Here is a 24241-nt window from a genome sequence, read left to right on the forward strand (position 1 = left end):
AGAATCAAGGAAAACTTCTTCACATCATGACTGATCAGACGACAACCCCTACTGCGCCTTTGATGGTCACGCCCATCGCCCCGCGTTTTGGTGGCGACCCCACGGGCTTGCCCACCGACATGAATCTGGTGCTGCGCGTCATGCCCATGCCGGCGGACGCCAACCCGAACGGCGACATTTTTGGCGGCTGGATCATGGCCCAAGTCGATCTGGCGGGCGCTGTGCTGCCGATGCGCTTGGCTCGGGGCCGCATCGCCACCGTGGCTGTCAACCAGTTCATCTTCAAGCAGCCGGTCTCGGTGGGCGACTTGCTCAGCCTCTACGCCCGCGTCGAGCGCATCGGTAAAACCTCGATCACCGTGCGCGTTGAAGTCTGGGCCGAACGCAACTTGCCCAGCCCCCACGTCGTCAAGGTCACCGAAGCCAACCTCACCTACGTTGCCATCGACAGCCAAGGCAACCCCCGGTTGTTTCCGAGGGATTGATCTCACTGCACCTTCGCTGGATTTTGTGGTGTTGTTGAGGGTGGTGTGGATGGTGTTGGCTGCGTCAGGCCACCGGACCCGATGTTGGCCCCTGCGGGGGCGTGGCTCATCAGGGCCATCATGCCGATGAAGAGCACACCGTCGAGGCCCAGTGTGATGGGGGTGAGCAGCCAGCGAACGGTGGTTTCTCGGGATGTCAGGGCGGTGCGAACCGTCACTTGCGCGTTGTGCGCGAAGAAGTCTTGGCCTTTGGGGGCTGTGATGCCGTTGGCGATGTAGACGCCGCCCCCCAGCATGCCGTAGTGCCCACGCGTTTCACCTGATCCATCGGTGGACGGGGTGACCAAGCGATAGCCGCAACGGATGGCTTGTTTCTCATCGACATTGATCATCCCCAACTCCAGCGTTGGACGGGGCTCGGAAGCGGGCCGACGACGCCACTCAGCGATCTCTGGGGTGGTTTCGAAGAGGTAGTGATGCTGATCGCTCAGCACCGCCAGCGTGGCTCCGTCCTCCGACAAGAGCACGCTTTGGATCTGTTCCGTTGAGACGCTCGGCTCAAACAAGGCCGCCGTCAGGCAGCCCGACAGCATGGAGCTACTCATCCAAGCAGCTCCGCCCATCAAGCCATAGCGCATCAGTTGTCGGCGGTTGATCTTCATGAGCTGATCATAGGAACTTCGCATGGCGCGGTCACGATGTGGCGGCGGGCGATGGGTTCAAAAGTTTGCGGATGTTCAGCGCCAGCCCCACCCAGCTACCGATCGCTGCGATCCACGCGGCCAAGGAGCCTCGGGGGTAGTCGAGCGGGGTGATGATCAGCCACAGGCCCAGCGTGGCCAAGAAGCTGGCGATGATGCGCAGACTCAGCTCGGATTGCCAGAAGCTGGGGAAGCGCTGCATCACCAGCACGCCCGTCAACCCAGCCAGCCAGCCGATGCCGGCGCCGCCGACCACGTCTTGCGGCCAGTGCGCACCCACGGCGATGCGTGAAAAACCGATCAAGCTGGCCAAGCTCACCAGTCCGAGGGTCAGCAGCAAGCCTCGGCGGCGTTGCAAGGTGGGCACCACACTGATCAGCACTGCGCTGATCGCTGCAAAGGCGGTGAGGGTGTGGCCTGAAGGGAAGCTGTTGTAGAGCCAGAGCGGGCCGATCAGATGGAATTGTTCGGGCTCCAGCAGGGCTCCCGGCCGAGGGGCGTCAAGGATGTTTTTGGCCACCAGCGACATGATGCCGCCGATGGGCGCCGCGATCATCGCTGCGACCACCGCGCGCGGGGCACGCAGCAGCAAAGGCGCCAGCAGCACAAAGAGCAAGGTGGTGTCGCCCAAGAGGGTGAAAAACGACCAAACCGCGTCGGGGTAGTGCGCCGCAGCGTGGTTCAGGCGTAGGAACAGGGTCTGCTTGTGCGCCGGGTCCATGACGGGCAGCGAGAGCAACCCGACCACAAGGGCCATCGGCAAACCGGCCCACATGAGCCACCCGCTCAACGTATCAATGCGCCCCTGAGGGGTTGGGGCTTCGGGGACGGACGGCATGCTCATCAAGGGATACTTTGGGGCCTTGCCAGTGCTGGCAGTGCAGGTAATTGAAATGGGCGAGTTGCTGACCAGCTTGACGAACCGGGCTTTGTTCGATCAGGTCGCAGCGTTCGAATTGTGCCGGTCCCACCGGCGGGGCATGGCTCATCAGGGACCAATCGAGTAGCAGGACCGAGTCGCCGGGCTGCATGGGCCCGTACCAAAGATCGAATTGATCGTGGTGACTGAGGATCACTTTGACCGGCATCGGTCGGCCGTACCAAGCCACCCGGCTGGCCAGGGACCAGTTCATCACCGCCAGCATGGGGATGCCGCGTTCATTGGCCAAGATGAGCGCCCGTTGGGCGGCGGCGTCCCAACCGTGGAGATCTGCGACCGGGTTGACGGGCGCATGGCCTTCACCCGCCTGACTGGTGGCTTGGGCACCTGTTTCGGTGGGCTGGCCCAGACCGAAGATCGAGGCGACGATGGCGATCATCACCAGCACTTGCAAGCTGGACAGGGCGATCAGTGTTTTGCGCCAGAACTGCCACAGCGCGATCCCCCCTGCTGCTGCCGTGGGGACCAGCGCCAACCACGCCGGTGCTGACCAGTGCGGCAAGGTGGTGCCGTATCCGGAGAGGTAGGTGTAGAGCAACAAGGGTGGCAGCCCGAAGCACAACACAACATCAAGGGGGCCGATGGCACGCAGTTGGTGGCGCATGCCGGGGCGTCGCTTGGGGGTGTCCATGCTCATGCCGCTGGCCACCAAGGTACCGACCAGCAGCAGCGGGCCATAGGCCAAAAGTTGCCCGGTGATGAAGATCATGAGCTGGCTCAGCTCCCACGAGCGTTGACCTGCCGCATGGTTGAGCTGATAGGCGAAGGAGATCCAGCCATGGCTGGCGTTCCAGCCTATCACTGGGGTGATCATGAGGCAGGCCAGCAAGGCGGCCAACCACAGCCCCGGTTGGACCAACAGGCGCAGCCCGTGGGCTCGGCCAAGCGCCCATGCCGTACTTAGGCCCAGCAGGACGGCGGTGTACTTGCTCAACCCAGCCAGACCCAAGCTCAGGCCCAAGAGCACCCAGAGTGATCGACGCTGGAGCTGAAGGGGATCGGCCAAGTGCCAGCTCAGGATCATGACGGCGCAGGTCAGGGGCAGCAGCAGGGTGTCGGGCACCAAGGCCAGGCCGAGCATGTGATGCAGCGGACTGAGTGTCCATACCAGCAGGGCTGCGGCGTAGGCCTTGGTCGGCCTGATGCGTGGGTAGAGCAAGCGGGTCAGATGCATCAATCCGATGGCGCTCAGCAGCCAGCACAGCATGGGCACGACCCGCATCAGCATGTCGCTGCCGCCCAGCATCCGTGCTGGCCACTGCACCCAGCCGACCAAGGGTGGGTGGTCGAAGTAGCTCCAGTCGAGATGGCTGGCGTAGAGCGCGTAGTGCGCTTCGTCGGGCGAAAGGTGAAAGGCCAAAGCCAGCAGCGCATGCGCCACCAAGGCGCCGATCAGCAGGGTTGAATGCCGGGCATATCGCAGGGTGTCTTGTAGGGCCACGTCTATGTCCGATCAGATGGTTGTACGACGGCGTTTGGGTTTGATCCAGACCAAGTAAGCCGTGGCACCGTAGTTCCAGATCGTACCGACCAAGATGCCCGCCAGCCCCGAGACCAGCCAGTTGCCTGAGCCGCTGTGGATGTAGGCTGCCACCCCAACGTTGGCCACTGCGCCGATGCTGCACGCCGCCATGAACTTCAGCAGCCCAGCGATCACGCCCCAGCCTTTGAGGCGCTGATCGCGGTAGGTGAGGGCGTTGTTGAGAAAGAAGTTGCTGATCATGGCGATCGTGACCGCCACGGTTTGGGCTTCGACAAAATCGGGGCCAATCAGGCCCAGTGCCACGCGCAACACGGCCAGATGCACCAGCACGCCAAAGCCACCGATCACACCGAAGGAAACCAGCCGGGTGGGGATGTAGCGGCCCACGGTCTTGTCGGCCAGCAACATGAGGTAGTCCCAAGCTACGCGGTTGTCGAGCTTGCTTTCCCCGGCCAGCCGGGTGCGGAACTGGTAAGGCAGTTCCTTGACGCGCAAGGGCGTGGGCGACGAGGCCACCAGATCGACCAAGATCTTGAAGCCGATGCTCGACAGACCATAGACCGATGCTTCAAAGGACGAGCGGCGCAGCATGAAAAAGCCACTCATCGGATCGCGCAGATTGAGGCCGAGCATCTTCTGGCTCATGTGGGTGGCCAAGGTACTGATCTTTTGGCGCGAGGTGTGCCATTCACCCACGTCGCCGCCGTCCATGTAGCGCGTACCCACCACCAGATCGACGGGCTCGTCGCGCAGAGCCTGAAGCATGCCGGCCAAGAGGGCTTCGTCGTGTTGCAAGTCGGCGTCCATCACCGCTAGGAAACGGGCGCCGGTCGAGAGCATGCCCTCGACGCAAGCGCTGGAAAGCCCACGCCGACCGACCCGGCGCAGGCAGCGCACTTGAGGGTCGCAGTTCGAGAGTTCGTGCAACTTGGCGGCGGTGCCATCGGTCGAGTCGTCATCGACAAAGACAGCCTCCCAAGCCACGCCCGCCAGCACGTGATGCAGTCGGCGGACCAGTTCTTCGACGTTATCGACTTCGTTGAAGGTCGGGATGATCACCGCGAGCTCCAAGGGTCGAGGGCAACCAAGGTGGTTCAGAACAGGGTACGACAACGGTGGAAGCGTGGACATGGATCAACCCGGTGAGCTGCACCAAGTCCCGCGTGGCATACGCGACTTGGCTGGGCAAGATGTGTATGAGCGGGCTGAAGTGTAAGAAGTTATTTACGAAGAACGTTTCCGGCGGCTTGGCTGCGCGCCAGCGATGCGCAAGTAAATGGATGCGATCCATGTCACCAAGGCGCGGCCCAAGCCATTGCGCAAGCGCCCGAGCCAGTGATGCGTGAGTTGTTCCGCTGGGTTGACGGGGTGGGAGGCGGCGTGCGCGAGATGCAGTTCAGCGGCCAAACGGGCGTTGAAGACGGTGTCGCTGACGATCAGGTTGGCTTCGAGGTTGAGCAGCAGCGACAGCGGGTCGATGTTGGAGCTGCCGACGGTCGCCCAGTCATCGTCCACCAAAGCAACCTTGGCGTGCAGAAAGGCTGGGGTGTACTCAAAAATCTTGACCCCGGCGTGCAGCAACTCGTCATAGAGCACTTTGGCCGCCCAGCCCGCCAAGCGGTAATCGAGCTTGCCTTGGAGCAGGAGGCGCACATCCACCCCACGCCGGGCCGCATCGCAGATGACTTTGCGGAATTCGCGACCGGGGAAAAAGTAGGGCGAGACCAGCCAGATGCGCTGGCGAGCGCTGCGCAGCACTTCAACGTACGTGCGCTCGATCGTGCGGCGCTGACGCAGGTTGTCGCGCACCACCAACGCAGCGCGCACCGGCGCCAAGAGGTGACCATCGCTGGGGCGCCGCCAGCCGGTCAGGCGCATCTGGCCAATCAGGGCTTGGATCTGTTGCAGGCGGTTGGCGCCGCGCATCAGCTCGCGCAGCTCCTCACGCCAGTCTTGGCCGAACCAAGCGCGCAGCCACATGGCTCGCACCGCTTGCTCCATCGAGGCGACCACGGGGCCGCGCACCGCCACGGCAAAGTCCAAGCGGGGTGCGTGGCTCGGGCCGTGGTTGATGTCGAGGTGATCGTCGATGAGATTGATGCCGCCGATGAAGCCTTCTTCGCTGTCGATCACCGCCACTTTCATGTGCATGCGCCGCAGTTGGCTGGGTTGGAACCAATGGGTCCAACGGTCGATGGGACGAAAAAGGCCCACCGCCACGCCTGCGGCGCTCAGGCGCGGCTCCAAGGTGGCCATGCTTTGTTTGCTGCCAAAACCATCGACGACGATGCGTACCCGCACGCCGCGCCGCGCTGCGCCCTCCAGCGCTTGCACCACCGTGAGCACTTGCGGATCGTGGTGCAGGATGTAGCTCGCCAGCCAGACCTCGTGTCTGGCCCCATGGATCGCGGCGCACAAGGCCGGTAGCAGTTCTGTCGCCCCGCGCAGCAACGCCACGTGGTTGTTGCCGCTGAACAGCGGGCGTGGCGTCAAGTACCACGTCCACGGGCGGGGGGCCGACTCAGCCAAGGCGAGCCCCGTTCATGCCAGTTCGAGCTCCGCCACCAAGGGCAGGTGATCCGACATCCGGGCCCACATCGCGCCTCGGGGCACTTGGGTGGCTTGGCAGCTCAGGCCGCGCAAGTAAACCCGGTCCAAGGCAAAGACTGGCAGCAGCGAGGGGAAGGTTTGCGGTGGGCGGCGGCAACCGGGCGCGCAGGCGCGGGTCAAACCGGCGGCGTGCATCAGCGGATCAAGGCGGTCGCCCCAATCGTTGAAGTCGCCCGCCACCACCAGCGGCGCGTTGTGCGGCACGCTTTGGCGCACATAGCGGCCGAGTCGTTCGGCTTGGCGCACCCGGCTGGCATGCATCAGGCCGAAATGCACCACCACCGCATGGACTTGCACGCCCTGCCACTGCACTTGCACGTGCAGCAAGCCACGCTGCTCAAAGCGGTGATCCGAGACATCGTGATGCGCCACCTCGCCGATCGGCCAGCGCGACAGCAGGGCGTTGCCATGCTCGCCGTGACGCGTGATGGCGTTGGTGCGGTAGGCCACGGCGTAGCCTTCCGGGGCGAGATAGTCGGCTTGGCCTTGGTCGGGCCAACCGGCTTGGGCCTGACGGAAGCGCCGGGCATCGCGGTGGTGGAAGAGGCGCACCTCTTGCAGAAAGACCAAATCGGCCCCCAAGGACTGCACGCCTTGGCCGAGGTTATGGATTTCCAACCGCTTGCCGGGACCCACGCCGCGAACGCCCTTGTGGATGTTGTAGGTCGCGACCCGAAGGCACGCCTGAGTGGATGGGGCGAGTTGGGTGGGATGGGCGGTCGATCTCACGTCATGGAGTCGTCCGTTCGTGGACATCATGGGGGGTTCCCTGAAAAGCAAAGCGAGGCAGCTGCAAGATCGCTTCGGCATTGGAGGGCGAGAAGCAGACATCGGCCGCCTCGCGCCACGGTAGCCAGCGGTAGTTCAGATGCTCGCGTGGGGCCAGGCGTACCGGCACGCAGGCTGGCACGCGCAGGCTGAAAACATGTTCGGTGTTCTGGGTGACTCCCGGCGCATAGCGATGCCGCCACACCGGGTAGATCTCGTAGATGTTGCGCAAGTGCCAGTCGCACAGATCGTCGGCATGCTCGATGTGCAGGCCGGTTTCTTCTTCGACTTCACGCAAGCAGGTGGTGCGCAGCGGCTCGTCCAGACTGTCTTTGGAGCCGGTGACGCTTTGCCAGAAGCCGGGGTGATCGGCGCGTTCCATCACCAGCACATCCAGTTGCGGGGTGTGGATCACCACGAGGACCGATTCTGGGATCTTGGGGGGGCGTGGTGTACTCATGCGTGGGGGATGGGCCGTGCGCGTCGCTGGCGGACCGCACCGGCCAAGGTGTGCAGCAAGGCTTCAGTGTCCGACCAGCCCAAGCAGGGGTCGGTGATGGAGACGCCATACGTCATGGGGCCGCTCAAGTTGAGCTGCTGGCGGCCTTCGTGGAGGTGACTTTCGATCATGAGGCCGAGGATACGGGTTTCACCGCCAGCGATCTGATGGCCAAGATCTTGGGCGACCTCGATCTGGCGTCGGGCTTGCCAGTCCGCGTTGGCGTGCGCACAGTCCACCATGACGCGCTCGGTCAGATCGGCTTGTCGGAGGGCTCTGCATGCCGCGTCGATCGCGCTGGCGCTGTAGTTGGGTTCTTGGCCGCCGCGCAAGATCAGATGCGTTTCGTCGTTGCCGCTGGTGTCGAAGATGGCCGCCAAGCCCATCTTGGTCATGCCCATGAACGCGTGCGATCGGCGCGCGGCTTGGATCGAGGCCACGCTGCCCGAGAGGCTGCCGTCCGGGCTGTTCTTGAAGCCGACGGCGCAGCTCATGCCCGAGGCCAGTTGGCGATGACTGGCGCTTTCGGTGGCGCGCCCATCCAGCGTGCACCATGAAATCAGGTCGGCCAAGTATTGGGGGGTCAGCAAGTCGGTGAATTCGGTGCTGGCTGGCAAGCCCAAGGCTGCCAGATCCCGCAGAAGCTGGCGCGCTTCGCGCAGGCCGGTGTTGATGGCCAGGCTGCCGTCCATCCGAGGGTCTTGGAGAAAGCCTTTCCAGTCCCGTCCGAGATGCGAGCGACCGAAATGAGCCCGCATCACCACGACCAATTCGGGACGGAGTTGTTGCGCCACGAGATACAAGTGATGGGCGTAATGCAGTGCTTGCTCGGTGTCGTGCACGGAACATGGGCCGACGATGACGATCAGACGGTCATCGTGGCCGTTGAGGATGGCGGTGATGTCTTGTCGCCCCTGCCGTACGCCGCTGATCACGCGCTGGTTCAAGGGAATTTCGGCGTGCAGCACCGCCGGCGAAATCAGCGGCCGCACGGCTTTGATGCGCACATCGTCGATCTCCGCAACGTCCAGCTCGGCGTTGCGTGAGCCAGTCTCACGATCGTGACGGGGGTCATCCAGGGGCAGGGTCATGCTGTCTCCGCAAGCTTCGAGTCAGTCGGCGACGATTCTAGGCGCTGGCGCAGGCGTGGATGGCACCGATATGCAACGGCTCGAAGCAGGAGAAACCCGCAAGCAACGTAGATTCCCTGCGATAGGTGCGGCCATGAGCGCACACTGAGGGCTTGCCTGAGAGAGAGCTATGGACCGCGCCATGCACGACGAAGACGAGAAGACCCTGATCGAACCTGATGGGCTGCGCTACAAGACCAAAGCCCCCGGCTCGCCGTTTGGCGGACGAGGCGCCTTTGTCGGCGGCACGATGTCGTGTCTGCTGTGCGGCAAACACCGGCCGCGCTCGATGTTGCACAGCAAGACCCTCATGGGCAAAGCGCAGATGGTGTGTTCACCCTCGTGTGCTGAGCTCGACGCCATCATGGCCAAGCGCTGAACGCAGTTGCGCAGCTTGATCCGGGTCGCAGCGCCCGGTGGCTTGGGCCATGCCCAATTGCGGCATGGCGAGCATACGGTACAGCGCGGCGTGTTCCGGCCCCAAGGCTTCCAAGGCTTGCAGGTGTCTTGCCACCACCCCCACATCGCCGCGTGAGATCGGCCCTGAGAGCGCGCCGTGAATGCCGCGCTCCTCCACCGCATCGACCGTGCCCCGCACCAGTGGTAGGAGCGCTTGCAAGGCACTGGCCCGGTCCACCCCGAAGCTCTGCCAAAGCTGCACGGCCTCATCGAGCACCGGCAGCAGAAAGCTCGCCGCAAAACCGGCTCCGGCGTGATAACGCGCCCGCGCGCCTTCGGGCAATCGGAGGGGGCGCATCCCCAGAACATGTGCCAGCGCCAGCAGCTGGGGCTCCAGCGCCGGGCCGGCTTCGATGGCCACACTGCTGCCGGCTAAGCGCTGCGCGGCTTGCTCGGGGGCCGAGAAAATCTGCAAGGGATGAAAGCCACCCACCTCGGCACCGGCTTGAGCGGCCGCCTCCAAGGCGCTGAGCTCAGTCGCGCCGCTCAAGTGCACCGCCGCTTGACCGGGTCGCCAGCGCAAGGCTTGGGCGGTGGTGGCGATGGCGTCGTCAGGCACGCTCAGCAGCACCAGCTCGGCGCGCGCGAGCGCTTCTTGGGGCGCACAGGCCAAAGCGGGTTGTCCGAGCTGCTGCGCCAAGGCTTGGGCTGAGCTGGGGTTGCGGCTGGCCAAGGCAGCAAGGCTCACGCCTTGGCGATGCAACGCCAGCGCCAAAGCCTGGGCCACGCGGCCACAGCCGATGAAAGCGATGTTGGGGTGTGAAAGCGACATGCTGCGCAGTGTGCCCAAGACGGGCTATCCTCGCGCGCCATCTCTCCACGACAAAGGACCATCCCATGCTGGGTCTGAATGAATTGCTCCCGGTGCTGGGCAGCGTGCTGCTTTTCTTGGTCTACGAAGCCCGGGTGCTGTGGCTTGGACATCGCCAGCCGCACCGCACCGCCCGCACCGCCCACGCCCGTATGCGCATCAATTGGGTCGAAGCCTTGAGCGCCCAGCCGGGCTTTGAGATCGTGGCCGTGCAGGCGCTGCGCAATTCGCTCATGTCGGCCACCATCGCGGCTTCGACCGCTGCCTTGGCGCTGATGGGCTCGGTCTCGCTGGCCGGGCCGACGGTGGCGCGCAGTGTGATGCACGAGGGCCTGAGTTGGCTCGATACGCCGCGTCCGTTGCTTGAAGGTCTGTTGATGGCGGTGCTCTTTGCGTCCTACGTTTGCTCCGCCATGGCGATGCGCTACTTCAACCACGCCGGCTTGGTGATGTCGATGCCGGTGGCTTCTGCCGCGCGCAAAGCGCTCAACCCGATGGCTTCGGCCTATGTTGAGCGCGCCGGCTTGCTTTACAGCTGGGGCTTACGCTTTTTCCTGATGGTGGCCCCAGTGGTGGTTGGCATCGTCAACGCGTGGGCCATGCCTTGCATGACGCTGCTTTTGATCGCCGTGCTGGCCTACTTTGATCGCCCGCACCGTGGGCCAGAATTTGTCGCGCCCTCGTCGCCGATTTAAGCCGTGGGCTCGGCCGGGAACGCGCACACTCGTTGACTCTCAAAGCTGCGTGCTGCGCCGCTGAGGGGGTCGGTGAAGTGGATGGCGCGCGCCACCAAGCGCAGCGGGTTGCTGAAGTCGGGCGGGGCGTCCAAGGCCGGTTCGGGCCAGAGGGTGGGGTAGATGCGATCGCCAACCATGGGCAGGCCCAAAGCGTTGAGCTGCACGCGCAGCTGGTGGCGGCGGCCGGTGAGCGGCTCCAGCCGATAGCGCGCCAAGTCGCCTTGGCGCTCGATCAAGCTGATCAGCGTGGTGGCGTTGGGCTCGCCGGGGACTTGGCGCATTTGCATGAAGGGCTCGTCAAGCGGCTCTTCGAGGCGCGTTTCAAGGCGCAGCGGCAGCTTGAGATCCGCCCGCCATGGCGCCACGGCTTCGTAGACCTTGCGGATCTCGCGGCCGCTGAAGAGCGCGTGATAGGCGTGGCGCGTTTCGGGTTGGATGGAAAACAGCACCACCCCTGCGGTTTCGCGGTCCAAGCGGTGCAGCGGCACCAAGGTGTCGATGCCGAGCTGCTGTTTGAGGCGCACCAGCACCGTTTCGTGCAGATGGCGTCCTTTGGGGGCCATCGAGAGAAAGTGCGGCTTGTCCACCACCAGCAGATGGGCATCGCGGTGCAAGATCTCGGCCTCAAAAGGCACTTTGGGCTCGGGATGGTTCAGCTCTCGCCAGTACCAGATCACTGCCAGCGGCAGGAACGGGCTCTCTGGGCCCAGCGCTCGGCCTTGGGCGTCGAGCACCCGACCGGCAGCGAGGCGCTCACGCCACGTGGCCGCAGGGATGATCGGCAGTCGCTCGGCCAGAAAATCCGCCAAGCTCGGCCATGGGCCTTGGTGCGGCAGAGCGACCCGGCTGGGACTGACCCCGGCCAGCGTCGGCGGGGTCCAAACGGGACGCGGCCGAGCCACAGGGCTTAGCCCTCGAAACTGCGCAGCGCTTGCGCCGCGTCATCCAGCGTGACGCCTGCTGCCAAGCTCACAGGTGCGGTGCTCAGCGCCGCCGCCCCGTCCGTCTTGAGCTTTTTGACCCACTCGCCAGCTTCACGGCCACCCGCAAACGCTTGGCTTTGGAGCAACAAGCGGCCATCAAAGGCACTGAGCTTGAAATAGAACTGACCGTCGCTCTCGCGGTATTGCTTGAACACGGCTTGGGCGGTTTTGACTTTGGCCTTGGCCTCCGTCGCCACGGGTGCGGCGACCATGCGGCGCAAGCCCACCGCCGCACGCAACTCGGCCAGCAGGGGTGCAGCGATGCGGCGCGCCTTGGCGGCCCCGGCCAGCAAAATCGCTTCGAGCTCAGCGGGCTGCGCCATCAGCGTTTCGTAGCGCGCGCGCATCGGGGCGAGCTGGCCGTCGATCAGCTCGAACAAACGCTGCTTGGCCTCGCCCCAAGCGAGTCCGGCGCGCAGCTCGGTGCGAAAGGCGGCGGCTTGCTCGGGTGTAGCAAAGGCGTCAAACAGCGTCACAAGGTGCGCGCCTTCCGGCTCTTTGGGCTCGCCCGGCAACTTGGAGTCGGTGACGATGCGCGCGATGGCCTCTTTGAGCGCCTTGGCGCCACCTTCAAAGAGTGGAATGACGTTGTCGTAGCTCTTGCTCATCTTGCGGCCGTCCAAGCCCGGCAGCAGCGCCATGTCGGGCTCGATGGCGGCCTCGGGCAGGACGAAGAACTCACGGCCACCGCCGTAGAGATGATTGAAGCGTTGCGCCACATCACGCGCCATCTCGATGTGCTGGATCTGATCCCGCCCCACCGGCACCTGATGGGCGTTGAACATCAGGATGTCGGCCGCCATCAGGATCGGGTAGCAGTACAGGCCCATGTTGATGCCGGCGTCGGCGTCTTCACCGGCCGCCACGTTCACGTCCACCGAGGCCTTGTAGGCGTGGGCGCGGTTCATCTGGCCCTTGGCGGTGACGCAGGTCAGCAGCCAAGTCAGCTCGGGGATCTCGGGGATGTCGCTTTGGCGATAGAAGGTGACGCGCTCCGGATCGAGCCCCGCTGCCAGCCACGTGGCCGCCAGCTGTTGGCGCGAGCGCTCAATCCGGCTGGGGTCATCGCACTTGATGAGGGCGTGATAGTCAGCCAAAAACAGAAAGCTCTCGACGTCAGGCGTGCGGCTGGCCGCAATCGCCGGGCGGATCGCGCCGACGTAATTACCAAGGTGAGGGGTGCCGGTGGTGGTGATGCCGGTCAGAACGCGCTGGGTCATGGCTGAAGCGAGGGGCGAGGATCGCGCAAAGGTGAGAAAAGGTTGGAGGCGTGATTGTGCGGGTGTGTGCGGTCAGTCCAGCCACGACGGACCATGAAACTTACACTTCCGGGGTTCTCGCTGGAGCCAAGCTCATGGAAATCTTGTTTCTTCTCGCCTTCGTGGGCGCCATTTTGTTCATTGCGTTGAAGTAATGTCACTTGACGGGGCCGACTACATTCGCAAGCTGTTCACGCAGCGCCCCACTGGGGCCGCGACCAGCGTGCATAGGAACCTGAAAGCGCTGCTAAACCGGGCACAGACTCATGCCATCTGAACTGACCCTTGACCGACTCAAGCTGACCAACTTCCGCTGCTTTACGTCCGTCGAGCTGGATTTCCATCGCAAGCTGACGGTGCTGGTCGCATCGAATGGCATGGGTAAGACGGCGGTTCTTGATGCCATCGCGGTGGCCTTTGGTCCCTTTGTGGGGGCATTCGATGAGGCGGTGGGGCGCCATTTCGACAGCAGCGACATTCGGCAGATTCGAGCGCGGGAGTCGCAGACCCATGAGATGGAATACGCCGATGGTGGGGTTCACATCAAGGCGACCGGGTGGATTCCGACCGCCGACAGGGTCAATATTTTTGACCGGCCCGCAGTGTGGTCGCGCAGTCTGTCCGGCCCGACGGGCAGCAAGACCACGATCAAGGATGCGCGCGACCTGATCGAGTACGGCAAGGAACTTCAGACGGAGGTCCGTACCCCCGGCCGTGACGTCACCCTGCCCCTGATCGCCTACTACGGCACCGGCCGGCTGTGGCAGCAGAAAAAGCTCACCGACGCCAAGCTGCCGCGCACCTCGCGCACCCTTGGCTACGCCGATTGCCTCGACCCAGCCTCCAGCTACAAGTCCTTCCTTGCTTGGTTTCGGTACTGGAACTTCAACGCCAAGGACCAGCGCATCCGTTCGATGGAACAAGGCTTACCCCATGAGGCGACTGAGTTCGATGCGTTGATTGCCTCGGTCAATTGGGCCGTCAATATCTGCTTGGAGCCTGCGGGTTGGAAAGACATCAGCTATTCGTTCTCACGCGATGCGCTGGTGGCCGTGCATGACCAGCATGGAGAGTTGCCGGTTGAACGCTTGAGCGACGGCATTCGCAACATGATTGGCATGGTGGCTGACATCGCCTTCCGTGCCACCAAGCTGAATCCGCAGCTTGGTGCACGTGCCTCGCGGGAAACGCCCGGCATCGTGCTGATCGACGAAGTGGACATGCACCTGCATCCCGAGTGGCAGCAAGTGGTGTTGCAGGGGCTCATGCAAGCCTTCCCCGAGGTGCAGTTCATTGTCACGACGCACAGCCCGCAGGTACTCAGCACCGTCAGCAAGGAGCACATCCGTATCCTGCGCGAAATCGCAGGGGGCGGGCACGAAGCGGTCATGCCCGACTTCAGTCCGTTGGCCCATGAGGCTGGCGATGCGCTGGCCAAGGTGATGGGCACGCACCCGCATGCTCCGCTGGCACTGCTGGCGACCGTTCAGCAGTTTGAACAGCAGGTACGTGCCGGTCGCGAGGCGTCGGATGAAGCCCAAGCGCTCAAACGCCAGCTTGACGAAGCCGGCTACCAACTCCACGAAAGCGATCTGGCGACTTGGCGGTTTTTGGCGCAGCGTCGGGCCATGCGAGGGTGAACCATGGTGGAGTTGCAGCACGGCTCAGCGCCACAGGCGCTCACCGACTTTATGCAGGTCAACCCGAGGGCTGCTGTTGCAGACTTCGACAGTTTGGCCTTCCGCCCCATCAAGGACGCGGTCAAGGCTGCCTTGAACGAGGATCAGCACGGCCTGTGTGCCTACTGCGAGCGGGAACTCGTTTCCACCGCTGGACAGATCGATCACATCAAGCCGAAAGGCGGCCCGAATGCTCGGCCGGACCTTTGCTATCAGTACCGCAACTACGCCCATAGCTGCATCGACAACGCCACCTGTGGGCAGAAGAAGAAACACGGCCTGCTTCCGATTGAGCCCGGCCCTGGTTGCAACGCTGAGTGGACGCTTTCCACCGTGACGGGCCACGTGGAGCCGGTGCTGGGTTTGACACGTCAGCGCCGCCACGCCGCGACCCAGACCCGCGACATGCTGGGCCTCAATACCCCGGCGCTGAGCCGTGAACGCAAGCAGTGGCTCGATCAAGTTTTGAACCTGTTACAAGAGGCCCCCGACGAATGGGCTGATTTCATGCGTTCAGCTCCTTTCCGCCATGTGATTGGCACGGTCGTTTGACCCGCTCGATTGATCTTCCAGCTGAAACCCATGCACACCCTCTCCCAACTTCGCTCAGGAGCCTTGGCAGGCACACGTCGGCTGGATTTGTCGGCGGATTTGACGGTGTTTCCGCCGGAGATCTTTGATCTGGCGGACACGCTCGAAGTCTTGAACCTGTCGGGCAATCGGCTCAGCACCTTGCCCGATGACTTGCCTCGGCTCAAAAAGCTCAAGGTGATTTTTTGTTCCGACAACGACTTCAGCGCCTTGCCGGCGGTGCTGGGGGCCTGCGAGCGTTTGGAGATGGTGGGGTTCAAGGCCAATCACATTCGTGTGGTGCCGCCGGCAGCGCTGCCGGCGCGGTTGCGCTGGTTGATCCTGACCGACAACCGGCTGGCTGAGCTGCCGCTTGAACTGGGTCGCTGCCAGCGGCTGCAAAAGTTGATGCTGGCGGGTAATCGGCTCCAGACCTTGCCGGATCTTTCCAACTGCGAGCGGCTGGAGCTGCTGCGCTTGGCAGCCAATCGCATCGAGGTGTTGCCCCCTTGGCTGAGCGCTTTGCCGCGTTTGTCGTGGGTGGCGTTGGCGGGCAATCCGCTTTGGCAGGCTGAGGTGCAGCGGCACGACGCGCGCCATGATCGCCCCGACTTGGCGCGCATTCCCGGCTCAGCCTTGGCGTTGGAACACACCTTGGGCGAAGGCGCTTCGGGGGTGATCCACCGAGCCCTGTGGCGGCGCGGGCCGGACCAAGCGCCGCAGCCGGTGGCGGTGAAGTTGTTTCGCGCGGCCATGACCAGTGACGGCTCGCCTGACAGTGAAATGGCCGCCTGTGTGGCCGCTGCGGGGCATCCCGGTTTGATCCCGGTGGAAGGGCTGTTGAAAGGGCCGATCCCAGGCCACCGGCAAGATGGCGCCGGACTGGTGCTGGCGCTGTTGGACCCGGCTTTTCGGGCCTTGGCGGGCCCGCCGAGCCTGAGTTCGTGCACGCGGGATGTTTACGCTGACGCCTTGCATCTGTCCACGGCCAGTGTGCTGGGGCTGGCCCGGCGTATGGCCGATGTGGTGGCTCATCTGCACGCCCGAGGGCTGATGCACGGCGATCTCTATGCCCACAACATCTTGTGGGACGGTGCGGCGGGCCACGAGGCGCTGTTGAGCGACTTTGGCGCGGCAACGTTCTACGACCGCACCGCTCCCGACGCTGGGGCGCTGGAGCGGCTGGAAGTGCGTGCCTTCGGCTGCTTGCTGGAGGAGTGGCTCGACCATGCCGTCGATCCGGCCGACGCGTTGCTTGCGCCTTTGGCAACGCTGCGCGACGCCTGCTTGCAACCCGAGGTGCTGGCGCGGCCCAGTTTTGCCGAGATCGTGGCGTTATGGCACGCTATCTAAACGCTGTTGCACCAACGTGATGTGGCTGCGCAGGTTGTAGAGCTCGTCGGTGCGTGACAGCGGCACGCGGGTGCGCTCCACCCGTGCCAGCAGTTTGTCGAGGTTGTCTTGCAGCTCGGTGCGGGCTACTTGGCCGCCGTCGATGGCTTCTTCGATGCGGTAGAGGTCTTCGTACCAGCGGAAGATGCGCCGGCGCATGCGCCAGGCGTAGAAGGGCGGAATCAGCCGCGAGATCGGGATCAGCGCGGCCGCCACGGTCATCAGCGTGAGCCACATCCGGTCGATCATGTTGCTGACCCAAAACGGTAGCCATGGGCGTCGAGGGGTGCTGTTACCTTGGCGGAAGTAGCGCTCGGCCTCATCGGAGAGGTGAAACAAGCTGGGTTGACCGATGGGGAATTCGCCTTCCTTCTGGAAAAGGTCGGCCTTTTTGTGCACCCGTCGGCTGGTTTCGAGCAGGATGTTTTGCAGCGCCGGGTGCAGATCCTCGCGCACGATCAGCGAGGTGGTGGAGGTCAACAGGGCGATCTCGGTGGTCGGAATCTCGCGACCCAGATGGATGATGCCGCTGGGCAATACGGCGCGTGACAGGTGCGGGATGACATGGGTGTAAGCCTCAGCATCGACCAAATTGAGCAGCCGGATTTTGGACGGCGTGCTGCTGGCGAGCTTTCTGAACAAGGTTTTGACCACCTTGGCATCGGTGGAGGCCACGAAGAGACTGGCTCCGATGTGGCCGGCTTCCACTTTGTCGATCATCGACTCTGACATCGCTTGCGACAGATCCACCTCGTCGGCCGGCGGCGCAGGGAGCTGGTTGAGTCCCAGCAGCTTCAGCGCGAGCATCCGGCCCCCGCTGCCTTCCACCCCGACGTTGATCTTGAAGCCGTTCAGCTCATGGATATGCGTCAGCGTTTCACTGCCCCGGAGCTGCTTGGCGACATCGGCGTTGTAGATGATCCAAAGCGCTTGCCGCAGGACGGTGCCCAGACTGTCGATGTCCTCGGGCATGGGGTCGTTGGGATCGGATTTGGCCGGATCAAGGCCAATGCGGGCATCGACGCCACCGTTTTGCGCAAAGGCCACTTCGGCACTGCTGGCGGCCGATCTCGCCATGCGCAGGCGCTGGATGTTGTCCGTCGCTCCTTTGGTTTCGATCAGTTCAACCTTCAGGCCGGGGTAGTGCTCTTGGATGTCGGTGACGTATTGGTGGGCCAATTCGATGTAAGTGCCGTTGGCTTGGCCGGTGGCAAAACGCAATTGCATGGGGGGTCTTGGGCTGAGCCAGTAGTACACCGAGATCAGCAGCATGCCCAGCAAGGCAAGCAGGGGCAGGATGGTCCAAAGAAGATCACCGCCTTGGGCGAAGATGTTGCGAAGACGGGAGGTCGTCATAGCGGTGCGTTCATCGTGCTGAGCATGAAGGGCCGGTGGTCGCTGGTGGCGGCGCTGTCGATGCGTTGGCCCACCAAGGTGATGTGGCTGCGCAGCGCGTACAAATCGTGGGCGTGGGAAAGCGGCACTTGGATGCGCCGGACTTGATCTTCGATCTCGCGCAAGCGCTGGCGCAGATCGGTCCAAGCGATTTCGCCGTCGCGGCTGCGTTGCACCAGTTCATCCTCGATCTCGCGCAGGGCGGCGTACCACTGGAAGATGCCTGAGCGAATGCGGAAGGTGTACAGCGTGGGCACGATGCGTGACAGCGGCACCATCAGCGCCAAGATGGTGACCAAGGCCATCCACATGCGCTCGAAGAAGTTCACCAGCCAGAACGGCAGTTTGCGTTCTTTCAGCGTGAAGCCTTGGCGATGAAAACGCTCGGCTTCGGTCGAGAGGGCAAACCAGCCCGGTTTGCCGATCGGAAACTCGCCCTCGTTTTGCACCCAGCTCGCCTCACCGTGAATCTCACGGGCCGCCATCATCAACAGGCTTTGCAGGGCCGGGTGGGCGCTGGCATGCACCACCAGCGAAGCTTGGGTGCCGATCATGTGGGTGTCTTGCGCCGGGATCGTGGCGCTTTGATCCACCGCCCCCATCGGCAGCGTGATGGCGTCGATGTTGGGCAGCAGCTGGTCGTAAGCCATGGCGTGCTTGAGTTCCATCAAGCCGATGTTGGGGTCATGAAACAGGGCCGGGTTCACCATGTCCGACACACCCTCAAACACGATGGCTTCGACGGTTTTGTCGATCAAGGCCTGCATGGCTTCGGTGGGGGAGCGTTGGTTCTCTGGGGTGGGCGTCAGCGCAATGTCGTTGAGTTTGAGCATCTCCAAAAACAGGGCGCGCCCGCCGCTGCCTTCTTTGCCGACATTGATCTGCCAGCCTTGGAGCTGTGTCAGACGCGTCAGATCTTGGGGCAGGCCTTTTTGTCGGGCCACATCACGCCGATAGAAGATCCAAAGCGGTTGACGAAACAGCAAGCCCAAGCTCTTGATGTCAGGATGAAGACGCTCGCTTTCCGGCAGATAGCCGACGAAGGCGGCTGTAGCCTGGTGCCCAAGCAGTTGGCGAACGTTATCGACCGAGCCCCCTGACTCTTGGCAGGTCACTTGGATGTCGTGGTGTTTTTCCACGAAAGCCTTGTACTTCTGGCACACCTTCCAATAGGTACTGTCCTTGGGGCTGGTGGAGATCGTCACCACGGGCGGTGGCGCTGGGTCGATCACGTAATACGCCAAAGCCACCAGCACCGCGCCGACCAAGATCAGCGGCAAGCTGTTGATGACCAGATCGCGCGCACCCGCCAAGGCGAGTTGCCAGCGACTTTGCTGCATGCGTGAGCGTGGGTGATGCGATGTCGGCATGGAAAGGGGGCGGCCAGATTTATTCAGGCCGCATTCAAACACGGCGCCGACATCTCAACAGCCCGGCTTCCCCCTAAGTTCGGTGAACTTTTTGCCGTTCGGCCTTTATCGCAAGCCGTGTTCAGCGATGAAGCTCGTTCAACTGCTTGGCGATGATGTCGTGATTGATCCAAAGCACCGGCCCGCTTGGGCAAGAGGACTCCTTAAACATCAGCGGTCCCACGGCTTCGATGACCAAGGAGCTGAGGTGATCGGTGATGAGCGATTTCCGATCTTTATGCATCTTGGTGATGGCCTCAGAGGTGCCGATCATGATGTCGGCCAACTCAGCCGTGTTGGACATCGGCCAAGCGGCAAAATCGCGGAAACTTTTTGCGACCTCACTGCCGTTGAAGGCATTGATTTTCCCGAGCACATCGTCCAGTGAGCATCCCTCCAGCAACATGTCGGCGCATGCCTGCCATTGCGCTTGTGTCCACGGGTTGGGATCTTCCTTTTGGAGGGCCAAGAGCAGGGCGATCAGCGGCAATTCGACGCCGACGAAAATGTCGGAAGAGTTGGTCCGGATTTCTGGGCAGTTATAGACAACGGCCTTGATGCCTTGATCCCACGCTGATTCAGCAATGCGCTCCAGTCGCATTTTGGCGTATCCCTGCGTGTAGCTGGTGTACGTTTGCCACTGATAGCTGCCGTCGATGAGAATCTCTGTGCCGTGATATCCGTAGGCCGAATAACGAACCTCTCCGCCACTGGCTTCGATGCGTTTGCGAATGGCTGAGCTTCCTTCCATAAGATGCTGGAAAGTATGGGCAGTGACCTCATCAAAGTTTTGAAGAATCAGCTTGCCAAGGTCGCTGTCGAGGAGTTGTCGCGAGGACATGAACCGATCGCCACTGCCCTTATAGATACGATTGGCGATGGCCAAAAATACCTTGGCCTTCGGTATGCCACCCGCCATCGTGTGCGCAAAGAAGACATTGCGACCGTCTGGAATCATGGTATCCAGCGTTGCCATGACCTCAGCCACGGCATCCTTGAATCGCTGAACGCCCAACGCCCGGCATGTGTCGATGTGCGACCAATCAAGGTTGACATCGGCCCAGTTTTTGAGCGTCATGCTGCCAAGCATGTCCGTTGGTGTGGGGGTGCCTGCCGGTGCATCAAGGTCAAAACCAGCCATCAACGGCACATTGATGATTCGCCCGCCCAGATGCGCCTCGGCTGTCGCCAGCTCTTCGTCGGTCAGTGGGCGCAAGGCATTGTGCTCATCGCGGCGGCCAACCGTGATACCAATAATATCCATCCCGGCGTTGCGGGCCTCATTGACCAAGCCGTTGGCATATCCACGGCCAAAGAGTTCACCAAACAAAACGAATACGTCGCCTGGCCGAAAAATATGGGTGGTTGGCAGAGATTTGAGGGATTTTTGTGGATTCATCATTGGCTTGATCATTTTCAAAAATTCGGTTCAATGACGGAACAATATTTATATACCGCTCGACATACTCAGTTATTCAAAGCAACAAACAATCTGCATTCAATATGGATGTTTTGATATCCAAGAGAGGGTCTTGTTTGTGGAACCGGGGAGGTTTATAGCATGCACTTCATGGAAGCACCAAATCACAAGCCGCCCCGGGCGCTCACAGCGCCTTCGTCACCAGCTTGAAGTCGGTGTCTTCGGGGAAGGGGCCGACGTGAAAGCCGAGGCTGCGCATGAGGCGCAGCATGTTGGGGTTGTTGGCCAGGACCAAGCCTTCGATTTGGCTCAGGCCTTTGCTGCGGGCGAATTCGATGATCGAGAGCATCAGCCGCGAGCCCAAGCCTTGGCCCTTGACGGCGTCGGAGACGACCAAGGAGAACTCGCAGGTGGTTTGGTCGGGATTGGTGATGAAGCGTGAGACGCCGAGGATCTTTTCGGTGTCGATGAAGCCGTCCTCGCCGTCGGGCTGGCGGTCGCGGTGGATGGCGACCAGGGCCATTTCGCGGTCGTAGTCGATCAGGGTGTAGCGCGCCAGCATGCGGGCGGGCAGTTCTTGGATCGCGCTGGCGAAGCGGAAGTAGCGGCTCTCCGACGACAGGCTGCGCACGAAGGTCTGGAGCATGTCGGCGTCGTCGGGGCGGATGGGGCGGATGGTGTAGAGGTCGCCGCCCTTCATCGGCCATTCGCGCTCATGCACCACCGGGTAGGGCAGGATCGTGAGGTGGCTGTAGTCCTGCGTGCCCGTGGGGGCGTGGTCGATGACGATGCGGGCGTCCACCGCCACCGCACCTTGCTCGTCCACGATGATGGGGTTGATGTCCATCTCGCGCAGTTGCGGCAGGGCGCAAACCATTTCTGAGACGCGCAGCAAGATCTGCTCGATGGCTTCAAGGTTGGCGGCAGGGTGACCGCGCCATTCGCCCAAGGTTTCAGCGACGCGGGCGCGCTCAATCAAGCGGTGCGCCAGGAACTGATTCAGCGGCGGCAGCTCCATGGCGCGGTCGGCGATCAGCTCGATCATCGTGCCGCCGGCACCGAAGGTGATCACCGGGCCGAAGGGCTCGTCGGTGGTCATGCCGATGTAGATCTCGCGGCCCCGGCGCTTGGCGGCCATGGGCTGGATGGTGACGCCGTTGATGCGCGCTTTGGGCAAGGCGCGGCTCACGGTGTGCACCATGTCGGTGAAGGTGTCGCGCACTTGCACTGCGGTCATGACGTTCAGCGCCACGCCTTGAACGTCGGACTTGTGGCTGATGTCGGGCGAATCGATCTTGAGCGCCACGGGGTAGCCGATCTGGCTGGCGATCAGCATCGCTTCGTTGACCGTGCGCGCCAGCATCGTGCGGGTGACGGGGATGTGGAAGGAGGCCAGCAGGGCCTTCGATTCCATCTCGGTCAGCACCTTGCGGCGCTCAGCCAGCACCGATTCGATCAGCAAACGGGCCCCTTCGGTGTCGGGCTTGGCCAAGCTCGACAGCGGTGAGGGCGTTTGCTGCAAGAGCTGCTGGTTTTGATAGAAGCTGGCGATGTTGTTGAAGGCGTCCACCGCCGCCTCTGGGGTGCGAAAGCTCGGGATGGAGCGGTCGTTGAGCGATTCACGCGCCTCTCGCACCCGGGTGTCGCCCATCCAGCACGTCAGCAGTGGTTTGCTGACCCGGCTGTGGTTTTCGCCCACCGCTTTGGCGATGGCGGCGGGGTCGGTGTCGGGCTTGGGCGAGTAGATCACCAGCACGCCATCGACTTGGGTGTCGCGCCCGCAAGCGAGCATCGATTCGCGGAACTGCTCGGGCGTGGCGTCTTCGCCCAGATCGATGACTGATTCAGCGTTGGCTTGCGGCCCGAGTTTGGGCAGCAGGTCGGTTTGGAGCGTGGCGCTGAGGCGGGCGATGTCGATGCCGATTTCATTGGCCCGGTCGGCGGCCAGCACGCCAGGTCCGCCGCCGTTGGTGATCACCGCCAAGCGCTTGCCCACCGGGCGATAGCGCGAAGCCAGGCATTTGGCGGCCGAGAACAACTGGGTGAATTCGCGCACCCGCACCACGCCAGCGCGGCGCAGCACGGCTTCAAACACGTCGTCCGAGCCGACGATGGCGGCCGAATGGGTCAGCGCCACTTTGCTGCCTGCGGGACGGCGGCCGGCTTTCATCACCACCACCGGCTTGGTGTAGGCCGCAGCGCGCAGCGCGCTCATGAAACGGCGCGCGTGGTGGATGCCTTCCATGTAGACGAGGATGCTTTGCGTGGCGCCGTCGTTGGCCAAGAAGTCCAGCACCTGCGGCAGATCCACCAAGGTGTTGGGACCGAGCGAAACCACGCTCGAAAAGCTCACGCCGTTGCGGCTGGCCCAGTCGAGGATCGAGGTGGTCAGCGCCCCGGATTGCGACACCAGCGCCAGCGGGCCGGCCCCGCCCAAGGGGCCCAAAGCGCTGGCGTTGAGCTTCAAGAAGGGCCGTTGAAAGCCGAGCGTGTTCGGCCCGAGCAGATGCACCCCGTGCCGTTTGGCAATGGCGTGCAGCTCGTTGCACTGCGCGGTCGGCAGGCCGTTGGACAGCACCACCGCACCCCGGCAGCGAATGCGCCCGGCGATCTCCAGCGCCTCGGCGATCTGCTCGGGGGGCAGCGCGATCAGGGCCAGATCAGCGCGCGAGTGCACCAAATCAGCCAAGGTGCCTTGGCGTTTGATGTCGAGAAAACTGAGGCTGCCCTCAAAGGGCTGGGCCTGTAGCTCACGGATCAAGGTGCGGGCCAGCGGTGTTTGCTGCTCGGGCTGATCCTGCGGGCCAGCGAAGACCACCACCGAAGACGGTGAGAACAGCGGGGTCAGAAAATGATGGTCCATGATGAGCCTTCCACGGCAAGAGAGGTGTCGGCTCCAGAGCATAGGTTAAATCAAGGGTAAACCCTTAATTTAACCTTCGGCTGGTTTTTACAGGCGCGCGGCAGGGCGGTATTCCGGCACAACCCGAGCCAGTTGGGTGCGGACTTCGGCGTCGCTGGCTGACGCTCGTCATTTGATGCACCTCAAAGACAAGCTCAATCACCCCTCACATCCAGACGTTGACACTTGCCACCCATCAGACAGGCGATCAAGATTCGACGCCATAAATCGCCACCAGGGAGTGCACAGTGCGCATCAGCCGCCAGAAGACGTCCGCACGTCTTCGTCTCAGCTCGGGATTCCTGCTCGTTTTGTCCACTCTGGGTTTGGGTGCCCCTTTGACGGTCTGGGCTCAGGCAAGCATCGGATTTGACATTACTGAGGCTCCAACAGTCGTCTATTGCGCAGAAGCCAAAGCACCTTATCCTCTTTTCAAAAGTGCTGCTGCCGCTTGCAATTACGAACTACCCCCCTCCTTTACTCTATCCATTACCCACAAGTTGATTGAACTCTGTGGCGAAGTGTCTAAGCTGAACAGAGGGCAGCAGGAGTGTGGTGATGACGTGGGCAGCAGAGGAATTGCGAACGGTGGATCTGGGGGATGCAAGG

21 protein-coding genes are annotated in these 24241 nt (G+C 62.7%); 6 read left to right on the forward strand and 15 right to left on the reverse strand.

Annotation, left to right across the window (positions count from 1 at the left end; all coding sequences use genetic code 11):
• Positions 1-119 precede the first annotated feature (119 nt).
• Positions 120-485, forward strand: coding sequence for an acyl-CoA thioesterase (locus AB3X39_RS07770; protein ID WP_369416812.1), 366 nt, complete (start codon positions 120-122; stop codon positions 483-485).
• Between the two features lie 2 nt (positions 486-487).
• Here AB3X39_RS07770 and AB3X39_RS07775 read toward each other — a convergent pair whose 3' ends face one another.
• From AB3X39_RS07775 to AB3X39_RS07810, 8 genes are all read right to left on the reverse strand, one after another.
• Complete coding sequence (locus tag AB3X39_RS07775) at positions 488-1147, reverse strand: hypothetical protein (protein WP_369416785.1); 660 nt, start codon at positions 1145-1147, stop codon at positions 488-490.
• Positions 1148-1178: 31 nt separating this feature from the next.
• Positions 1179-2024, reverse strand: a complete 846-nt coding sequence (locus AB3X39_RS07780) for a phosphatase PAP2 family protein (protein WP_369416786.1) — start codon at positions 2022-2024, stop codon at positions 1179-1181.
• Entirely contained in the window at positions 1981-3567 is a 1587-nt protein-coding gene (locus AB3X39_RS07785) for a glycosyltransferase family 39 protein (protein ID WP_369416787.1), read from the reverse strand. The genes AB3X39_RS07780 and AB3X39_RS07785 overlap by 44 nt, the downstream gene beginning before the upstream one ends.
• 12 nt (positions 3568-3579) lie before the next feature.
• On the reverse strand, positions 3580-4740 hold the full coding sequence (locus tag AB3X39_RS07790; protein ID WP_369416788.1) for a glycosyltransferase: 1161 nt from the start codon (positions 4738-4740) through the stop codon (positions 3580-3582).
• A gap of 93 nt (positions 4741-4833) precedes the next feature.
• Complete coding sequence (clsB, locus tag AB3X39_RS07795) at positions 4834-6138, reverse strand: cardiolipin synthase ClsB (protein ID WP_369416789.1); 1305 nt, start codon at positions 6136-6138, stop codon at positions 4834-4836.
• 12 nt (positions 6139-6150) lie between these two features.
• Positions 6151-6978 carry an endonuclease/exonuclease/phosphatase family protein gene (locus AB3X39_RS07800; RefSeq protein WP_369416790.1) on the reverse strand — a complete coding sequence of 276 codons (828 nt, stop codon included), beginning with the start codon at positions 6976-6978 and terminating at the stop codon, positions 6151-6153.
• On the reverse strand, positions 6950-7447 hold the full coding sequence (gene nudB, locus AB3X39_RS07805) for a dihydroneopterin triphosphate diphosphatase (RefSeq protein WP_369416791.1): 498 nt from the start codon (positions 7445-7447) through the stop codon (positions 6950-6952). The genes AB3X39_RS07800 and nudB overlap by 29 nt, the downstream gene beginning before the upstream one ends.
• A complete protein-coding gene (locus AB3X39_RS07810) occupies positions 7444-8577 on the reverse strand; it encodes a 3-deoxy-7-phosphoheptulonate synthase (protein ID WP_369416792.1) in 1134 nt (377 codons plus the stop codon). Before AB3X39_RS07810 ends, nudB begins: the two co-directional genes overlap by 4 nt.
• Before the next feature lie 181 nt (positions 8578-8758).
• On the opposite strand from AB3X39_RS07810, the gene AB3X39_RS07815 reads away from it, so the two are divergent.
• Positions 8759-8995 carry a hypothetical protein gene (locus AB3X39_RS07815; RefSeq protein ID WP_369416794.1) on the forward strand — a complete coding sequence of 79 codons (237 nt, stop codon included), beginning with the start codon at positions 8759-8761 and terminating at the stop codon, positions 8993-8995.
• Here the strand turns inward: AB3X39_RS07815 and AB3X39_RS07820 are convergent.
• On the reverse strand, positions 8951-9847 hold the full coding sequence (locus AB3X39_RS07820) for a Rossmann-like and DUF2520 domain-containing protein (protein ID WP_369416795.1): 897 nt from the start codon (positions 9845-9847) through the stop codon (positions 8951-8953). The genes AB3X39_RS07815 and AB3X39_RS07820 overlap by 45 nt on opposite strands.
• A 65-nt stretch (positions 9848-9912) precedes the next feature.
• Between AB3X39_RS07820 and AB3X39_RS07825 the strand changes: the two genes are divergently transcribed.
• Positions 9913-10581 (forward strand): DUF599 domain-containing protein, encoded by a 669-nt coding sequence (locus AB3X39_RS07825; RefSeq protein WP_369416796.1) that lies wholly within the window; start codon positions 9913-9915, stop codon positions 10579-10581.
• On the opposite strand, the gene AB3X39_RS07830 is transcribed toward AB3X39_RS07825, so the two are convergent.
• The gene (locus AB3X39_RS07830) at positions 10578-11525 is read right to left on the reverse strand and encodes a pseudouridine synthase (RefSeq protein WP_369416797.1); all 948 of its coding nucleotides are present in this window, start codon (positions 11523-11525) and stop codon (positions 10578-10580) included. The two genes, AB3X39_RS07825 and AB3X39_RS07830, sit on opposite strands and share 4 nt — an antisense overlap.
• Positions 11526-11530: 5 nt before the next feature.
• A complete protein-coding gene (locus tag AB3X39_RS07835) occupies positions 11531-12826 on the reverse strand; it encodes a tryptophan--tRNA ligase (RefSeq protein ID WP_369416798.1) in 1296 nt (431 codons plus the stop codon).
• Positions 12827-13131: 305 nt separating this feature from the next.
• On the opposite strand from AB3X39_RS07835, the gene AB3X39_RS07840 reads away from it, so the two are divergent.
• Genes AB3X39_RS07840 through AB3X39_RS07850 form a run of 3 tightly spaced genes read left to right on the forward strand, consistent with a single transcriptional unit; the run spans position 13132 to position 16467 of the window.
• A complete protein-coding gene (locus AB3X39_RS07840; protein ID WP_369416799.1) occupies positions 13132-14505 on the forward strand; it encodes an AAA family ATPase in 1374 nt (457 codons plus the stop codon).
• A gap of 3 nt (positions 14506-14508) precedes the next feature.
• A complete protein-coding gene (locus AB3X39_RS07845; protein WP_369416800.1) occupies positions 14509-15096 on the forward strand; it encodes a retron system putative HNH endonuclease in 588 nt (195 codons plus the stop codon).
• 30 nt (positions 15097-15126) lie between these two features.
• Positions 15127-16467, forward strand: a complete 1341-nt coding sequence (locus AB3X39_RS07850; protein WP_369416801.1) for a leucine-rich repeat-containing protein kinase family protein — start codon at positions 15127-15129, stop codon at positions 16465-16467.
• Here AB3X39_RS07850 and AB3X39_RS07855 read toward each other — a convergent pair.
• From AB3X39_RS07855 to AB3X39_RS07870, 4 genes are all read right to left on the reverse strand, one after another.
• On the reverse strand, positions 16450-17862 hold the full coding sequence (locus tag AB3X39_RS07855; RefSeq protein WP_369416802.1) for a TAXI family TRAP transporter solute-binding subunit: 1413 nt from the start codon (positions 17860-17862) through the stop codon (positions 16450-16452). The two genes, AB3X39_RS07850 and AB3X39_RS07855, sit on opposite strands and share 18 nt — an antisense overlap.
• The gene (locus AB3X39_RS07860) at positions 17859-19271 is read right to left on the reverse strand and encodes a TAXI family TRAP transporter solute-binding subunit (protein WP_369416803.1); all 1413 of its coding nucleotides are present in this window, start codon (positions 19269-19271) and stop codon (positions 17859-17861) included. The genes AB3X39_RS07855 and AB3X39_RS07860 overlap by 4 nt, the downstream gene beginning before the upstream one ends.
• 121 nt (positions 19272-19392) lie before the next feature.
• A complete protein-coding gene (locus tag AB3X39_RS07865; RefSeq protein WP_369416804.1) occupies positions 19393-20724 on the reverse strand; it encodes an enoyl ACP reductase FabMG family protein in 1332 nt (443 codons plus the stop codon).
• A gap of 190 nt (positions 20725-20914) precedes the next feature.
• Positions 20915-23593, reverse strand: coding sequence for a bifunctional acetate--CoA ligase family protein/GNAT family N-acetyltransferase (locus tag AB3X39_RS07870; protein ID WP_369416805.1), 2679 nt, complete (start codon positions 23591-23593; stop codon positions 20915-20917).
• Positions 23594-24241 lie beyond the last annotated feature (648 nt).

Source organism: Leptothrix ochracea, assembly GCF_041083635.1.
Taxonomy (GTDB): Bacteria; Pseudomonadota; Gammaproteobacteria; order Burkholderiales; family Burkholderiaceae_C; genus Sphaerotilus; species Sphaerotilus ochraceus.

Coding starts and splice junctions, on each gene's coding strand:
- AB3X39_RS07835 (WP_369416798.1), bottom strand. CDS start 12,826: ATGACCCAGCGCGTTCTGACCGGCATCACCACCACCGGCACCCCTCAC.
- AB3X39_RS07820 (WP_369416795.1), bottom strand. CDS start 9,847: ATGTCGCTTTCACACCCCAACATCGCTTTCATCGGCTGTGGCCGCGTG.
- AB3X39_RS07840 (WP_369416799.1), top strand. CDS start 13,132: ATGCCATCTGAACTGACCCTTGACCGACTCAAGCTGACCAACTTCCGC.
- AB3X39_RS07790 (WP_369416788.1), bottom strand. CDS start 4,740: ATGTCCACGCTTCCACCGTTGTCGTACCCTGTTCTGAACCACCTTGGT.
- AB3X39_RS07810 (WP_369416792.1), bottom strand. CDS start 8,577: ATGACCCTGCCCCTGGATGACCCCCGTCACGATCGTGAGACTGGCTCA.
- AB3X39_RS07825 (WP_369416796.1), top strand. CDS start 9,913: ATGCTGGGTCTGAATGAATTGCTCCCGGTGCTGGGCAGCGTGCTGCTT.
- AB3X39_RS07855 (WP_369416802.1), bottom strand. CDS start 17,862: ATGACGACCTCCCGTCTTCGCAACATCTTCGCCCAAGGCGGTGATCTT.
- AB3X39_RS07860 (WP_369416803.1), bottom strand. CDS start 19,271: ATGCCGACATCGCATCACCCACGCTCACGCATGCAGCAAAGTCGCTGG.
- AB3X39_RS07780 (WP_369416786.1), bottom strand. CDS start 2,024: ATGCCGTCCGTCCCCGAAGCCCCAACCCCTCAGGGGCGCATTGATACG.
- nudB (WP_369416791.1), bottom strand. CDS start 7,447: ATGAGTACACCACGCCCCCCCAAGATCCCAGAATCGGTCCTCGTGGTG.
- AB3X39_RS07815 (WP_369416794.1), top strand. CDS start 8,759: ATGCACGACGAAGACGAGAAGACCCTGATCGAACCTGATGGGCTGCGC.
- AB3X39_RS07870 (WP_369416805.1), bottom strand. CDS start 23,593: ATGGACCATCATTTTCTGACCCCGCTGTTCTCACCGTCTTCGGTGGTG.
- AB3X39_RS07850 (WP_369416801.1), top strand. CDS start 15,127: ATGCACACCCTCTCCCAACTTCGCTCAGGAGCCTTGGCAGGCACACGT.
- AB3X39_RS07845 (WP_369416800.1), top strand. CDS start 14,509: ATGGTGGAGTTGCAGCACGGCTCAGCGCCACAGGCGCTCACCGACTTT.
- AB3X39_RS07770 (WP_369416812.1), top strand. CDS start 120: ATGAATCTGGTGCTGCGCGTCATGCCCATGCCGGCGGACGCCAACCCG.
- AB3X39_RS07800 (WP_369416790.1), bottom strand. CDS start 6,978: ATGATGTCCACGAACGGACGACTCCATGACGTGAGATCGACCGCCCAT.
- AB3X39_RS07865 (WP_369416804.1), bottom strand. CDS start 20,724: ATGATCAAGCCAATGATGAATCCACAAAAATCCCTCAAATCTCTGCCA.
- AB3X39_RS07775 (WP_369416785.1), bottom strand. CDS start 1,147: ATGAAGATCAACCGCCGACAACTGATGCGCTATGGCTTGATGGGCGGA.